16 protein-coding genes are annotated in these 14,795 nt (G+C 37.4%); 2 read left to right on the forward strand and 14 right to left on the reverse strand.

Annotated elements, in window-relative coordinates; genetic code table 11:
* Positions 1-35 precede the first annotated feature (35 nt).
* Both D8M04_RS04625 and D8M04_RS04630 read right to left on the reverse strand, forming a co-directional pair.
* On the reverse strand, positions 36-998 hold the full coding sequence (locus D8M04_RS04625) for a 2-hydroxyacid dehydrogenase (RefSeq protein ID WP_121521747.1): 963 nt from the start codon (positions 996-998) through the stop codon (positions 36-38).
* Positions 999-1,034: 36 nt separating this feature from the next.
* Complete coding sequence (locus tag D8M04_RS04630; protein ID WP_121521748.1) at positions 1,035-2,009, reverse strand: protein kinase family protein; 975 nt, start codon at positions 2,007-2,009, stop codon at positions 1,035-1,037.
* Positions 2,010-2,290: 281 nt separating this feature from the next.
* On the opposite strand from D8M04_RS04630, the gene D8M04_RS04635 reads away from it, so the two are divergent.
* Positions 2,291-2,782 carry a phosphatidylglycerophosphatase A family protein gene (locus D8M04_RS04635; protein WP_121521749.1) on the forward strand — a complete coding sequence of 164 codons (492 nt, stop codon included), beginning with the start codon at positions 2,291-2,293 and terminating at the stop codon, positions 2,780-2,782.
* A 605-nt stretch (positions 2,783-3,387) separates the two neighbouring features.
* On the opposite strand, the gene D8M04_RS04645 is transcribed toward D8M04_RS04635, so the two are convergent.
* Positions 3,388-4,161 carry a TIGR01457 family HAD-type hydrolase gene (locus D8M04_RS04645; protein WP_121521751.1) on the reverse strand — a complete coding sequence of 258 codons (774 nt, stop codon included), beginning with the start codon at positions 4,159-4,161 and terminating at the stop codon, positions 3,388-3,390.
* Between the two features lie 41 nt (positions 4,162-4,202).
* Positions 4,203-4,643, reverse strand: a complete 441-nt coding sequence (locus tag D8M04_RS04650) for a DUF86 domain-containing protein (protein WP_121521752.1) — start codon at positions 4,641-4,643, stop codon at positions 4,203-4,205.
* 114 nt (positions 4,644-4,757) lie between these two features.
* Here D8M04_RS04650 and D8M04_RS04655 point away from each other — a divergent pair, with 114 nt between their 5' ends.
* Positions 4,758-6,194, forward strand: coding sequence for an amidase (locus D8M04_RS04655; protein ID WP_121521753.1), 1,437 nt, complete (start codon positions 4,758-4,760; stop codon positions 6,192-6,194).
* A gap of 39 nt (positions 6,195-6,233) precedes the next feature.
* On the opposite strand, the gene D8M04_RS04660 is transcribed toward D8M04_RS04655, so the two are convergent.
* The 10 genes from D8M04_RS04660 to D8M04_RS04705 form a co-directional block, all read right to left on the reverse strand.
* The gene (locus tag D8M04_RS04660; protein ID WP_121521754.1) at positions 6,234-6,542 is read right to left on the reverse strand and encodes a hypothetical protein; all 309 of its coding nucleotides are present in this window, start codon (positions 6,540-6,542) and stop codon (positions 6,234-6,236) included.
* Positions 6,543-6,672: 130 nt separating this feature from the next.
* Positions 6,673-8,028 carry a vWA domain-containing protein gene (locus D8M04_RS04665; RefSeq protein WP_121521755.1) on the reverse strand — a complete coding sequence of 452 codons (1,356 nt, stop codon included), beginning with the start codon at positions 8,026-8,028 and terminating at the stop codon, positions 6,673-6,675.
* A gap of 15 nt (positions 8,029-8,043) precedes the next feature.
* A complete protein-coding gene (locus D8M04_RS04670; protein ID WP_121521756.1) occupies positions 8,044-8,484 on the reverse strand; it encodes a prepilin peptidase in 441 nt (146 codons plus the stop codon).
* An 18-nt stretch (positions 8,485-8,502) separates the two neighbouring features.
* The gene (locus tag D8M04_RS04675) at positions 8,503-9,168 is read right to left on the reverse strand and encodes a Tad domain-containing protein (RefSeq protein WP_121521757.1); all 666 of its coding nucleotides are present in this window, start codon (positions 9,166-9,168) and stop codon (positions 8,503-8,505) included.
* Positions 9,165-9,551 carry a pilus assembly protein gene (locus D8M04_RS04680; RefSeq protein WP_121521758.1) on the reverse strand — a complete coding sequence of 129 codons (387 nt, stop codon included), beginning with the start codon at positions 9,549-9,551 and terminating at the stop codon, positions 9,165-9,167. Before D8M04_RS04680 ends, D8M04_RS04675 begins: the two co-directional genes overlap by 4 nt.
* Positions 9,552-9,640: 89 nt before the next feature.
* On the reverse strand, positions 9,641-11,101 hold the full coding sequence (locus tag D8M04_RS04685; RefSeq protein WP_121521759.1) for a VWA domain-containing protein: 1,461 nt from the start codon (positions 11,099-11,101) through the stop codon (positions 9,641-9,643).
* A 79-nt stretch (positions 11,102-11,180) separates the two neighbouring features.
* Positions 11,181-11,384 carry a hypothetical protein gene (locus tag D8M04_RS04690; protein WP_147436770.1) on the reverse strand — a complete coding sequence of 68 codons (204 nt, stop codon included), beginning with the start codon at positions 11,382-11,384 and terminating at the stop codon, positions 11,181-11,183.
* 194 nt (positions 11,385-11,578) lie between these two features.
* Complete coding sequence (locus D8M04_RS04695) at positions 11,579-12,511, reverse strand: type II secretion system F family protein (RefSeq protein WP_121521761.1); 933 nt, start codon at positions 12,509-12,511, stop codon at positions 11,579-11,581.
* A 4-nt stretch (positions 12,512-12,515) separates the two neighbouring features.
* Positions 12,516-13,442 carry a type II secretion system F family protein gene (locus D8M04_RS04700; protein WP_121521762.1) on the reverse strand — a complete coding sequence of 309 codons (927 nt, stop codon included), beginning with the start codon at positions 13,440-13,442 and terminating at the stop codon, positions 12,516-12,518.
* Positions 13,420-14,790, reverse strand: a complete 1,371-nt coding sequence (locus D8M04_RS04705; RefSeq protein ID WP_121521763.1) for a TadA family conjugal transfer-associated ATPase — start codon at positions 14,788-14,790, stop codon at positions 13,420-13,422. Before D8M04_RS04705 ends, D8M04_RS04700 begins: the two co-directional genes overlap by 23 nt.
* Positions 14,791-14,795 lie beyond the last annotated feature (5 nt).

Here is a 14,795-nt window from a genome sequence, read left to right on the forward strand (position 1 = left end):
TAGAGAGGCAGACATAGCTATGTCTGCCTCATTTATTAAATCGGTGTTTTCGGTCCTTGATTTCTTAGTACACTATCAATATTCTCCAAGCACAAAGCCATCATCTTCTCCCGAGTTTCTTTTGTAGCTGAACCAATATGTGGTAAGCACACTACATTTTCTAAGTTCATCAATGGGTGATTGCTCGCTATCGGTTCCTTTTCAAACACATCCAAGCCAGCAGCTCTGATTTGATTCGATTCGAGTGCATTTACTAATGCTCCCTCATCCACTACTGCGCCTCGTGAAATATTAATAAAGATAGCGGAATCCTTCATTTTTTTAAATGCAAGTTCATCGAATAAATGATAGGTTTCATCTGTTAGAGGGATAACTGAAACAACGAAATCCGCTTCTTGTATCAATTGTTCAAACGGAAGCCAGATTGCTTGTAATCGCTCCTCAGCCTCCTTGTTCCTACTTCTGTTATGGTATACAATATCCATATTAAAACCTTTTGCTCTTCTAGCAATCGCTTCACCGATTCTCCCCATTCCTACAATCCCAATTGTTTTGTGATGAATGTCAGTTCCAGCTAATAAAAGGGGCGACCAATTTTTCCACTGATTCTTCTTGATAAACTGATTAGCCTCAACGATACGTCTTGCGACTGCCATTAATAATGAAAATCCTAAATCGGCAGTAGTCTCTGTTAAAACATCTGGGGTGTTCGTAAGTATAACATTATGCCTCTTTGCTGCTTGGATATCCATATTATCATAGCCTACAGCCATATTTGCTACGATTTTCACTTTCGGGGCAGCAAGAAAGAATTCTTCGTCAATTTTTTCGCTCAGTACACACATAACTGCGTCCGCATTTCGTACCTCTTCTAAAAGGATCTCTCGTGGCACTGGCTCATCTTCTTTTTCCCACATACGAAAGGAAAAAGCCGATTGAAATGGCTGCAGCATTACTTCAGGGATTTTTCTTGTAATATAAATATGGGCTTTTTCCATGCTTTCTCCCCCTCTTCTGATTACAAATCCTATTTTCTATAACCAGTGTATCATAGGAATATCAACAATTTCTTCAACTAACCCCATTTTTTCATAAAAATTCTGTAATCTTTTCTCATACTTGGATTGTTTCACTAATAAGCCTTCAAGTTCCTTATAGAGAATATCAAAATCCGTACTAAAAAATCCTTTATTCATTAAATCAAAGAACGGTGCGGGAAAAAGCAGCCTGCTGTATATTAGGCGCCAACTAAATATACTTAATGGACGTATAATCTGATAATCACTTATAAACGACGTAATTTGCTCATCCGTTTTATCTCTCATATACATATTTCTTATTGCTTCTGCTATATCCCTTGCTGCATGGTCAAATACGAGATCCTCACCAAATATAACTGATTTATTTAATTGATTAGAAAAACGATAAAAGCAAAATGTACCTTGATCTACCTCATTAAACCTTCGTTCTGTTTCACTTTCACGGACATACTGAATCGCATTTTCACTTATCCCTATAACGTACGGCAGCGTGTCCATCCATAATCGGTAATAAGCGTTAGAGTTTTTATTTGCTTCATCTTCCAGCTTCGATTCGAAGGCTGTTAATTTATCTATCCACAATGTTCGCCAGTTTCCATAGCTGGAAATCTCCCTTGGCTGATACTGGTATGCTTCGCCTAATTGGTGTAATCCAGCTAACCGTATACCTACCGAATCTATTTCATCTTCTCGATAGAATTCAATCTGGATAACCAAATAAGATTGATCCTCGACTTTAGTAAACCACTCTCCTCTTACATTAACAATCGGAATGGCTACATCATGATAACCATTTTCACGAAGAAAATAAGCAATCGCTGCTTGCTCCATGTAAATTGTTTCCTTGTTAAGTGCAGAAGTGATAAAATATATTTGATTACCTTGTTTATATCCTTCTTTATCATCCAACCGAATTTTTTCCTCAACTTGGATATCATAATGAGTAGAAAGAAATCTGCTAAATGGCAAGATTAACTCTCCTTTCTTAAGCAAGTGAATATTTTACATCCGTTGCCCATACAATTAGACACAGGTTAACTCCTATAAAAACCTCATTTTCTAGATGATAAGCATTGGATGCAGGATTACATGGGTAGCTCCTATAGTTAGCTTCAATAAACGATCTCTGGGGTTTTACTTTTAGTACTTACACTCTGTGAGAGAATAAATCTAACTGGATGTTTCACTTTATAATAACTATATGTCTGAAAAGCAATTTCTTAACTATAAATAAAGAAAAGGTGATAGGTATGGCAAAGCATAAGAATTTGGAAACTATGGCAAGAAATATGTTAGATGAACGTGGAGTTAAAATTAATGATATTGCAGAGCTCGTTTATTATTTACAATCCAGTTATCATGATGATTTAACTATTGAGACATGCAAAGAAAATGTGGAGCGGGTTTTAACAAAACGAGAAGTTCAAAATGCCATTATAACAGGAATCCAATTAGATAAACTTGCAGAGAAAAACCTGCTCGAACAACCATTGCAGGAAATCATTGAAAAAGATGAAGGCTTATATGGTGTAGATGAAATCATTGCCTTTTCAATTATTAATGTATACGGGTCAATTGGCTTTACAAACTACGGTTATATCGATAAACAAAAGCCGGGCATCTTAAAGAAACTAAATGACAAAAGCTCAGGAGAAATTCATACCTTTTTAGACGATCTTGTAGGCGCTATTGCGGCAGCTGCCTCAAGCAGATTGGCCCACAGCTACGAGGGAGAGAAATAATTTCATTTCGTTTTTATCTGCTATATGAAATTACCCTTTTAGGTTGGCTGCCTCCTAAAAAGATAATTTAAAAAATGGATAGACTGTGGACTAGTTTAGAAACATCTGGAATCACATGGAATTATGTGCTCGTGATTTCCGCTGCGGGCAGTACGCTTTCCGCGGGCAACGCCTCAGCCTCGGGCCAACAGGATGTTGGTCATAAAGGCGTTGCCACAGGACGTGGCGTTCTTAGCCTTTGTTCCTTACCACTTCCTGCGGGGTCTTCGGCTGTTGCTTTTCCCGCAGGAGTCGACTCCCCTCCGCTCCAATAACTTCATACTTATCAGTGCATTCTCTTTCCATAATTAGAAGGTTTATAGCACAATTTAGCGGAGGAAATACACGGAGACTCCTGCGGGATGAAAAGCCTAGCTGAGACCCCGCAGTGCGTTAGCACGAGGAGGCTCAGCAGCGCCCGCGGAAAGCGTGGTGTATTTCCGGAGCGGTGGTACCCACTATTTTGGTTACTTCGCAGTTTCTATCAACTGCAAAGAATTTAATGAACTATTTATACGAAAAAGCCTTTAGAGTCAAAAAGAGAAAGAGCATCCACTCTTTCTCTTTTATATATTTGGAATCCAATCCTTAAGACTATGTACAAAATGGGTTGGTTTCTCTTCAAGCATCTCCATTTCTTCAAAAGGCGTAACTCCTGTAAGAACCATAAGCGTATCCAATCCTGCGTTCATTCCAGCTTTGATATCTGTATAATAATTATCACCGACCATCAGAACTTCCTGCTTAGATAATCCTAAGACTGCCAATGCTTCTTCCATAATAATTGCTTCAGGCTTTCCAATGAATATAGGAGCCACACCTGTACTAACCGTAACAACCGAAGTTAATGAGCCATTTCCTGGTAATAACCCGCGCTCTGTTGGAATGGCCACATCCCCATTAGTCGAAATAAAGGCAGCACCATTCCGGACATTCAAGCATGCCTTAGTAAGTTTTTCATAAGAGATTTGACGATCAATTCCCATCACTACATAATCAGCGTCCTCACCATCTACCAAGGTGAGTCCTTCGGCGCCGAGAGCATGATGAATCCCTTCCTCGCCAATAACAAAGATTCGTGCATTTTCATTTTGTTTCTTTATGTAATTTGCAGTAGCTATACTTGTTGTAATCACTTGATTGGGATTGGCCATGATTCCCATTTCGTTGAGATGTTCTGCGACATCCTCTGCTTTCTTAGAGGAATTGTTAGTTACGAATAAATAGGGAATCTCCTGATCGACCAATGTTTGAACAAAGTCAGCTGCAGCATCAATTGGACGAGCACCAAGATACATGGTTCCGTCTAAATCAATTAAATACCCTTTATATGATTTCATTGTCTTTCCTCATTTCCAATTATCGTTTATCACAAACACCCTTAATTTGGGTTAGTAAAAGCATTTGCCACTCCTAGCTCATTCTTCAGATAGGTTCTAACGTGAGTCCCAAAAGCTTGCAGTACAGGGTTACATTCTTCCACTACTTGCTTTATTCTTTCATGATTTACGGCAGTATATTCATTTACAATCTCTTTGCGCAACGCAATAAATTCTTTATAATGTTGTTCATCCTCTTTCGGTAATACGCTTTCATCTACAAGAATGTCAATAATATCATTGTAGCTGCCGGGGTCTCGCATGATAAAACCATCTATCATCATATTTCCTACATCTAGAATGGATTCAATGGAAACATGCACCATGCGTTCGTAACTTAGCCTCTCTGAGAAGGTTTGAAGACGGACTTGATTCATTTCCCTCCAAACTTTTTCCATATATAAAAGTGTTTCTTCAATTTTACGTTGATCTACAAAATACATATGAATCCCTCCGATTGACTTTCTATAATTTTATCTTATCATAATACATATATAATAAGTGAGAATCCTAATAAAAACATTTCAAAAATAATTTACGATAATGAGGGAAAAGGAATGATCATGACGTCAATGATTGATATGGATGCTACATCAATTGCTGAGAAGATTAAACAAGGCCAGCTAACTAGCGAGGAAGTGGTCCAACACTATATAAAGCATATTAAAAAAGTAAATCCTGCTATTAATGCGTTAGTGGAAGACCGATTTTCCGAGGCCTTAGAAGAAGCGAAGAGTTTAGATCAGCAATTACAAGAAAATGGAGTAAAAGGGCCACTGCACGGTGTCCCCATTAGCGTCAAAGAAGCATTTCATGTAATCAATATGACGACAACTGGTGGTTTAGAGCACCGACAGGACTTAATTGCAAGACAAAATGCAGTGGTCATCGAACGTCTAAAGAAAGCAGGAGCTGTCATACTTGGTAAAACCAACACACCTACATTATGCTTTAGTCAGGAGACAGAGAATAAATTGTATGGACGCACGAACAACCCTTGGGATATCAGCAAGACGGCAGGTGGATCTAGTGGTGGAGAAGGGGCGTTACTTGCAGTAGGGGGAGCGGCAGTTGGATTAGGCTCAGATATCGGTGGTTCTATTCGAATTCCAGCACATTTTAATGGAGTCATTGGATTTAAACCTGGAATGAATACTGTTTCGTCAGAAGGACACTTTCCTGAGGCACCAACAGAACTTCAGCAAAGAATGCTTGCAGTTGGCCCAATGGGGAAATCTGTTCAAGACATGCGTTTAATGTATGAAATCATAACCGAATCCAAAATCAAGACCCGACACCTGATGCCATTTCGGATTGAAATTTTGCCTAGCAGCATTGATTACCCATTATCTGATAAAACAAAAGAGGTTTTAGATTCGCTCGAGCTATTTCTTGAAAGATCCTTTTCCACGAAACGAACGGTGCCTCCATTCTTTGAAGAAAGTGCTCGATTATGGCAGGATATCCTTGCAATGGAGGAAAATCAAATTCTGGAAAGAGAGGCATTTGGTAACGACCGTTCTGGATTATTCAGATCATTTATGAGAGAGAAATTGACACAAAGAACGAAAATACATCCTTCTCTATCATGGGGAATTGTTGGCTCAAAGCTCTTTAAACCATCCATTAAACGGATTCGTGAAGTCAACGAGACGCTCGAACAAGGAGATATTAGACTGAATGAATATTTAAAAGGGAAGCTTATAATTTTCCCAGTTTATCATACTGCTGCTCCGAACCATGGAAAGGTTTATCATGAACTCTTCTCTGTACGGAAATCCTTTCTGAATTTCATGCCGTATGTTGCATTTGCAAATGTATGGGGGCTGCCGTCTTTAACTGTCCCTGTTTCAGAGGATGAAAATGGTCTTCCAATCAGCATCCAAATCATGAGCTCAATAGGGAATGAGGATGCAATCTTCCGTTTGGGACGAATTCTTGAGAAAAGATTTAGAGGATATAAGCGCTGTACCTCATGGGATGAAGAACAGTAAAAAAAGATACATCCAAATTTCTCTGGATGTATCTTTCTTTTATGCGAATTCATTGTTTTCTTTTTGTGCTTGATAAGCATCAATTAATAAGAAGATAGCTGTTAATATATGCATAATCATTCCTAAGAATGGAATCCACGCCAGGCAGGAAGTAACAATCCCCATAATACTGCCATGGAATTTCTTCCTTTCTATTAATGAAAAGACGAGGGTTACAATATGTAAAATAAACATGAAGACTAATGGCAGCCAATAAAGGCCTAGAATAATTGTTCCCCCCACAAGCGGAATACCCCAGAACGCTTCTAATCCTCCGCTGATCCATTTTAGGATTGTTGAAATTTTCACTGTAATTCCCCTCTCCTTATCTGATTCATACAACTTTTTATTCACTGGTTTTCCTCTGTTCTGTATATGTAAGTAAGTACTCTCTTATTCCTTGTTTCTGACATTCTTATTACCCTTTCCAACTTCCTTTTCACCTAACTTCTAAACTGTATTCATCTTCAATCTGCTTACTGCCTCTCCCTGTATTCTGTTTAAATGACTCATCCACTTCTTCAATAATCTCTAAATAGTTTTTATTAATCTTCTCTATTAAGTCTGTAGATTGATTCTCCTTTAATAGTGAATAGTGTTCAAACCGATCGCTTCTCTTTGTGGCAAAAAAGCTATGCGCTTCATCTGTAATGTAGCCACTGCTTCTTAATTCGTTTATAGCATAAAAAATATTGATTCTTTCATTATCATTCGCTTCTCTCCACTTGTCATTAAACTCGTTCACCAGCTTATATTGTTCATCTCTGTGTGATGCTGCTTCTTCCTTTGTCCTTGATTGCCAATTTTTCCAAAGTCTAAAGATTTCTTCTGCCTGATGGAAAACTTCATTCAACTCTTCTTCATCTCCAGCACTTGTGTATGTTCCCTTACCAGCTTCCGATATTTCCTGTAATTGAACTTGACTTTGATTATCTACATTAAAACCGATCACATTAATAATCGGTTGAATATTAGAATTACTTAGGAATTCTGCTGTGGCTACCGGGTCCTTTCCACAAGTCTCTAACCCATCACTAACAACATAAATTAAGTTTGTATTGGCTTCTCCTGGATATTCTTTAAAATCCTCTCTAGCTTCCTCTAGACTAAGTGCAAGAGGTGTATACCCAACTGGTTGGTATCGTTCTAACTCTGATCGGAATACTTCTTTCTCGAAAGGTTGAATGCGATAAACAAGCTCTGTACTCCTACACGACTCCTCGACAGTGGCGCCAGTTTTCGCCCCTTCATGCCCATAAACACGTAATCCTACATTTGCATCTTCTGGCAACTGAGAAATAAATTCCTGAATAGAACTTTTTGCAATATCAATCATTGGTTTCCCATCCACTTCTGTCCCCATACTTCCACTAACGTCAAGTAGCACAAGTACATTTATTTGTTCTTTAAATATGTATCGTTCCTCTTCTATGCCGGGGTGATGAAAAGGCTCAAATGTTTTTTCTGTAAAAATTGGGCTTGGGTCTGGATAGTCTTCTGCAAACAAAGAATGATATGCCCTCCACCAATCTTCGAGATACTCTGCATCTACTTCTTTCTTAATAGGAGGCATATGTGTTTTAATTACTTCCATTATTTCATCCATATCCTGTTCGTAGGTCATATCAGCAAGCATTCCTTTTGGATGTTGAATAATTTCATCTATAGTTTCTGGTTCTGACGGTGCTTTTTCTAATAGCTGCAGAAATTGTTCTGTGTTATCGTTGGAGGTGCATGCAAAGAGGAATAGCGTGGGTAACAATACAGAAAGTATAGTATTGATCTTTTTTTCCAAGTTAAGCACCGCCCTTTATCGAAACATATAAGTGACTATTACTCCTAAAGCTATAAACGGTGCCATAGGAATACTTGTTATTGTTGATTTTGCAGGAAAGAATTTCTTAATAATAATCAATGGCATAGAATAAAGTACTGCACAAACGTACGTGTAGAAGTAAATTAGTAATCCAACTTCTAACCCATAAGCAAGCCCAATTAAGGCAAAGAGCTTGATATCTCCACCACCTAAGGAATTAGTAGTCCATGCAATAAAGAAAGATATGCCTCCTAATACCAGAAAGCCTAATAACCAACTTGCGAAGTGGGCTGTATTCGCTGCTAATTGATATAGAAAAAAATACAACATACCAGGAAGAGTAATCCAATCGTATATTAGTCTACTTTTGATATCTGTGTAGGTTGCAATCATAAGAATGATGATGATAGGTATAACTATAAATATAGAGTTCATTATTTCTCCCTTTTGCTATTAATGCAATGTTATTGAGTCCGAGGACCAACTTATATAATCAATAAAAGGAATTTCTACTCCCATTCCTATTTTTCCGATATCTTCCTCTATTGACGGAATGACTTCTGTATCTATCGATTCAAATGTAGCTTTACTTCTTACTTCTATACGATTCTTATCATTAAATAGGATGATTTTAGAACCAGCAGCTTCCCCTTTATTTGCGTTGATTACATTACGTACAGTAGCTCTTATCTCATTCTTAGCTGTATTTAGTGCTTGACGTATGTCTCTTTTCAAATCATTTCTGCCTGGGATCTTTTCTATTAATACTTCATCAATTGCTCTTTTCTTTAATTCACCTGCAGACAAAGTACCATCATCGAGACTTGCTCGCTTAACCAAATAATCATCTTCAAGATAACAAATAATATCAGCATCACCATCGAATCCACAAACATAACTATAATCTTCAATGACATCTTCCATAATCTGATCATAGACCACGTCACTCGCAGCCAAACTAGCCTGTTCAGCTGCTGAGCTTCCTCTGTCTGCAACTGCAAATATTTTAGCAAAGTTCATGAAAAGCACGATCAATACAACACCAAAAAAAAGTATACCAACCAATAAAATGGTAGTGCTTCCGTTCTCCTCTTTTAATAGCTGCTTAAATCTCTTCATTCTATCACCCGGCTATACGTTTGATGTGTTACTTCAAAAACATCTCGCCATGAAGGCGGGCCAAAAACAATTCCATGTTTCCCAGTAATGCTAACTGTGAAGTTCCCCTCACTATCCTGAGTGATATTAAAATCTTCATAACTTAATATAGTACTGGAACCAATAACAGACTGCAGTGTGTTTTCTGCCTCTGTTACATTTGCCGTAACAGAATATACTTTAGCGGATTCATTTACAGCATTTTGAGCAAGTAATAATGATGCACCTGATCCAATAATTTGCCAGAATGCTAGAAAAAGAATAAAGAAGAAAGGCAATAGACCAATAAATTCAATACTAAGTGACCCATTTTCATTTTTAAAAGCTAACCATTTATTTTTCATAATAATCCTCCCCGGGAATTATTATTATTTTTTGAATCGTCCATTATAAGAACTGTCAGTTCTCCGCCAAGATGGCGATTAATAAACTATCATTCGCTTGAACCTGTATTTTCATCATATTGTTCATCAATTTCACTCGTTATTTTCTCATAGTTATTCGTAATTTCTTCCATCAATTCATCGTGTTTCTGATCATGAATTTCTACATATAGGTTATATCTTTCATCTGATTTTTCTCTTATAAATTGTCTGACTTCCGCAGTTATATAGCCATCCTTAAGTAATTCGTCAGTAACAAAAGTAAGATTATTGTCTTCATTTCGATTGGTATTTAGCCATTCACTCATAAACTTAAAAGTTTCTTGTTGTTGCCCACTTCTTTGTTGACCTGCATCTTTATTAGCGTCATTCTTCCATTCTTCCCATTTACGCATTAGCTCCTCTGCTTGGTCAAATGCTTCCTGAAGTTGTGCTTCATTACCTGCATTTGTATAGACACCTTGACCAGCTTCTGCAATTTCTCTTAAATGACTTTGGCCTTCAAGGTCCACATTAAACCCAATAACATTAATAATCGGTTGAATATTTGATTCTGATAATCCTTGTGCTACAGTTACAGGATCTCCACCACATGTTTCGGCGCCATCACTTACTACGTAAACGAGGTTCGTATTTTCCTCACCAGGAAATTCCGAAAAGTCATTTTTCACTTCTTCAAGAGCTAAAGCTATTGGTGTCCAGCCAGTTGGTTCGAAACTCTTAATCACACTTTGGAACTCCCCATTGTTTATCGGCTGCATATCATAAACTAGTTCCGAAATTTCACATGACTGCTCCTTTGATTTTCCGGTTCGCTGTCCTTCATGTCCATATACTCTAAGGCCAATATTTGTATTTTCTGGTAAGGCCGACGTGAAATCACTTATAGAATCTTTCGCAATATCCATCATAGTTCTTCCTTCAATGGAATTCCCCATGCTTCCACTTACATCTAAAATGACTAAAACATTTACTTGCTCTTTAAACTGATATCTTGGATCTTCTATCCCAGGACTGCCAAAATAATCCAAATTCATCTCGGTTATAATCTGATCCGGATTTGGATATTCTTCTGCAAATAAGTATCGATACGCTCTCCACCATGCATTTAAATATTCTTCATCTACTTCTTCTTCAATTGCTGGGAGTGAATCTTTTACCACTTGTTTCATTTCTTCCATCTCTTCTTTGTAGTCTCTACCAGCTAGTGGACCAGTTGGATAGTGCACTATCTCCTCTAAATTCTTGGGTTCTTCTGGAGCCCTATCCATAAGATCTTCCAATGGCCCTCTCATTTCTTCATCCATTGCTTCATCCTGGCTACTCGTCTCATCCCCTTTACTTTCATCCACTTCCCTAGTAGCTTCACTGGCTTCTGTCGATGCTTCCTCTTCCTGGCTTAATTCATCAGCAGGTTGTCCATTTTCTTCATTCGAACAAGAGAAAAGAAAAATTAAATGACCTAGTATAAGTATGAAAAATATGTTCCTCTTATTAATTTTATGTATCATCTTAAAACTACCCTCTCTTATTTAAATAGGATAGTGATGAAGCATCTTACTTCATCACTATCTATCTTCTATACTATCTTTAGAACCAACCTGAAACTAGTGAAATAATACCATCCAGAATTCCAGTAAATCCTGTATCCCCTTGGTTACCCATCCAAGTTGTTAATATAATTACTAACATAATTACCACAGCTGCGATGCCCATAAATTCTACCGCTTGTGAACCCTCTTCATTATTTACTGTACGATTTAACTTAGCATTCCATTTGTTTAATTCTTTCATTTTTTCCATCCCTCTCCATTATTATTTAATAGTTTTGTAACCTTCTTATACCAATGACTAACAACAACAATGTAAGACTTGTTAGTTGCCACCAACCACCTCCTTCATTTATAATGATAGCGACACTTCTACCCGAAGTGTTAACCAATTGCCACAGCTGCGATGCCCATAAATTAGCAGTCTGTGGTTTTTCTTTATAAGAATCCGCCACTGTCTTGAATATTTCTAATTATGTTTAGAATTAACAAGCCACCAATAAAAATAAATGCGGTTGGCAATACAACAAAGGTTGTAATCATCGTAACTTTTGGTGACGCCTTAGATGCTGCCTCTTTAACTTTCTCTTTTCTTATTTTTCTAATTTCCTCTGCTTGTATTTCTAAGGTCTTCGCAACTGGAACACCTAATTGCAACCCACGGATTAGTGATTTAATAACCATTTCAAATTCTGGCACATTTGTTCTTTCAATTAATTCTTTATATGCTTCTACTCGAGGTGCACCTAGAGAGATCCGCTGATGAAACCGCGAGAACTCTTCTCTAATTGGTCCTTCAAAATATCTCGAGATTTGATAAAAAGCTTGGTCAATGCTTGCCCCTGCTTTTAAAGTGACACTGACCATGTCGATAAAATCTGGCAAAGTATAACTTAACTCGTCTTGCCTGTTTTTTGCCTTTTTTCTTAACCAGAAAATGGGACCAAAATAACCCAAACCTGGAAGCAGAAACAGTAGAAATTGTCTCAAAGGGAATCCTAGCAAGAACAAAACTACTCCAGCAAAGAATCCTGCTATCATGAGTATTATTTTTAATCCTTGAAAACGTTTAACAGTCAATTCATATGGGAAGTTTGCATAGATTAACCAGCTATAAACATCTTCAGATTCGCTATAAAAGTTAAATCGTTCACCGATGTCTGAAAAATCATCTGCATATTTTAACACCTTCGTAATAAACCGTTTAATAAATGACTCCTTTTTTCTTTCTTCCTCGAATGGAATATGAGCAACTTCTTTTAAGTGATTATGTACCTTGTCCCTTTCAGAGATATAGTTATACCACGCCTTAAGTGCAATACCAAAAAAGATAATAAATGAAAGAATGGTTATTAAAAATAATTGTTCCATACTACTACACCCTTATATTGGTTACTTTTCTTACAAGATAGAAGGAAAGTACTGTACCCGCAATAAAAATAATCGATAGAAATAATCCAAAACCAGAGAATAATACATTTACATATCCTTCCATAATCATGTTTATTAGGAATACTAGAGTTATGGGAATTAACGGTACGATCATCGATACAAAACGTTGTTCGGAAGTTAAAGTTTTAATTTCTTGCTCCAGGAATTTTCGTTCATCCAATATGTGAGCCATTTCCTCCAGCGTACTATGGAGATTTCCTCCCGCTTTTTTTTGCGTCAGAAGCGTTACAATGAACAACATATATTCTCTTCCCCTGGTTCTCTTTTGGAAGTTTTGCAATGCTTGTTCAAACTCAACACCCAAGCTTAATTCATTGGCTAACCGCTTGAATTCACTTCTTGTCGGTTCATTAGCTTCTCTTGCTACAAGGTTAATTCCTTGCGAAATCGTCATTCCTGAGCGGGTAGCACTTGCTAAACTACTACAAACCCCAGCTAATTGTTCATTTAATCTTTCCTGATATTTATTCCTTCTTGAAATAAATAAAAGTTGGATTACCGCAATAATAGCTATAATTGTAAAGATAATACTTAATCGGAGATCAAATTTAAAGACCAAATGCAGCAAGACAATCAAAGCCATTCCTCCAACAATGATCATGCTTGTAAATTCTGAAGGTGTAAGATGAAGGTTAATTTTATTTAGTTTTTCTCTTATTTTGCGGCCATAATTCGTTTCATCAAACTTGTCCCCCCAAACAGTGAGGAAACTTTTTCGCGTTATCTCTATCGTAAAATTTCTTCTCGTAGAAGCTTTCCACTCTCTCTTTTTCATACGATAATCCAGTAAGTTATAGATTGCTAGAATGAAGAAACCCACTGAAACACTAAACAGTAATGATGCAATCATCTTCTTCTACCCCTTCTTCTTTTTCAAAGATAGAATCTGGTACCTCTAAACCAAACAGCCTTAATCGATTTAAACTATTCGGTATGATGCCAGTAGATATAAACTTTCCAATTACTTTTCCATTTAAGCCTATGCCATTTCTTATAAATTTAAATATTTCCTGTAGTTTTACTTGCCTTGTCTTGTTGTCAATAACAACCTCGGCAATGGTCATCATTTTGCGTTGCCCATCTTGCAAACGTTCGATCTGTACAATAAAATCCAATGCACCAACAATATATTCACGTATGACAGTACTAGGTAAATCCATACCTCCCATCATAATCATTCCTTCAACCCTTCGAATGGCATCTATAGGGGTGTTAGCGTGGACAGTTGTCAGGGAACCTTCATGACCAGTATTCATGGCTTGGAGCATATCAAACGCTTCGGCTCCCCTCACTTCCCCCACCACAATTCGATCTGGACGCATACGCAGCGCATTTCGAACCAAATCTCTTATGGTTATCGCACCTTTTCCTTCCGTATTCGGCGGGCGTGATTCTAAGCCTACTACGTTTGGCCGGTTAAGTTTTAATTCTGCAGAGTCTTCCACAGTTATGACCCTTTCTCCAGGTGGGATAAAGCTAGATAAAGCATTAAGCAATGTAGTTTTCCCGCTTCCTGTTCCTCCAGAGATCAATATATTTAGTTTTGCTTCTACAATGGCATTTAAAAAATATGCCATTTTTTCATCAACAGAATCAAATTCTATAAGATTATCCATAGTAAATGGTTCTTTTTTAAATTTACGTATAGAAACTAATGTACCTTTTAAACTAATAGGTGGAATAACTGCATTCACACGACTTCCATCTGGCAATCTTGCATCAACCATTGGAGAGCTTTCATCAATCCTCCTGCCAATTGGCGCCACCACTCGGTCAACAATATTCCGTACATGAGATTCATCGCGAAACTTTATATCTGTTAAAGTTAATCTTCCTTTTTTTTCAATGTAAACTTCATTTGGTCCGTTGATTAATATCTCTGTAATCTGCTCATCATTTAATAGAGGCTGTAAAGGACCAAAGCCAACGGATTCATCAATGATCTGTGTTAATAATTGCTCTTTGTCCCGTTGCGAAATAACCACTTTTTCTTCACTCATAAATTGGTTGATAATCCGCTCTATTGCGATCCTCATCTTACCTGGATCAAGACTTGTTAGCTGCTCCAGATTTGTCTCGTTTAATAATCTTTTTTTATAGTAGTCACTTAACTTTTCTATATAAGGATTATCATATGGAGTAACCGTACTAGCATTCGCCTCTAAGGTTGAGCCTGTCTGCTTTTTAAATAATGACATGTTCC

The sequence above is a fragment of the Oceanobacillus piezotolerans genome (assembly GCF_003665065.1).
Lineage (GTDB): Bacteria > Bacillota > Bacilli > Bacillales > Amphibacillaceae > Oceanobacillus > Oceanobacillus piezotolerans.

Bases quoted from the DNA above. Each gene is read 5' to 3' on its own strand.
- D8M04_RS04625 (WP_121521747.1), bottom strand. From the start codon at position 998: ATGGAAAAAGCCCATATTTATATTACAAGAAAAATCCCTGAAGTAATG.
- D8M04_RS04635 (WP_121521749.1), top strand. From the start codon at position 2,291: ATGGCAAAGCATAAGAATTTGGAAACTATGGCAAGAAATATGTTAGAT.
- D8M04_RS04645 (WP_121521751.1), bottom strand. From the start codon at position 4,161: ATGAAATCATATAAAGGGTATTTAATTGATTTAGACGGAACCATGTAT.
- D8M04_RS04650 (WP_121521752.1), bottom strand. From the start codon at position 4,643: ATGTATTTTGTAGATCAACGTAAAATTGAAGAAACACTTTTATATATG.
- D8M04_RS04655 (WP_121521753.1), top strand. From the start codon at position 4,758: ATGATCATGACGTCAATGATTGATATGGATGCTACATCAATTGCTGAG.
- D8M04_RS04670 (WP_121521756.1), bottom strand. From the start codon at position 8,484: ATGAACTCTATATTTATAGTTATACCTATCATCATCATTCTTATGATT.
- D8M04_RS04675 (WP_121521757.1), bottom strand. From the start codon at position 9,168: ATGAAGAGATTTAAGCAGCTATTAAAAGAGGAGAACGGAAGCACTACC.
- D8M04_RS04680 (WP_121521758.1), bottom strand. From the start codon at position 9,551: ATGAAAAATAAATGGTTAGCTTTTAAAAATGAAAATGGGTCACTTAGT.
- D8M04_RS04685 (WP_121521759.1), bottom strand. From the start codon at position 11,101: ATGATACATAAAATTAATAAGAGGAACATATTTTTCATACTTATACTA.
- D8M04_RS04690 (WP_147436770.1), bottom strand. From the start codon at position 11,384: ATGAAAGAATTAAACAAATGGAATGCTAAGTTAAATCGTACAGTAAAT.
- D8M04_RS04695 (WP_121521761.1), bottom strand. From the start codon at position 12,511: ATGGAACAATTATTTTTAATAACCATTCTTTCATTTATTATCTTTTTT.
- D8M04_RS04700 (WP_121521762.1), bottom strand. From the start codon at position 13,442: ATGATTGCATCATTACTGTTTAGTGTTTCAGTGGGTTTCTTCATTCTA.
- D8M04_RS04705 (WP_121521763.1), bottom strand. From the start codon at position 14,790: ATGTCATTATTTAAAAAGCAGACAGGCTCAACCTTAGAGGCGAATGCT.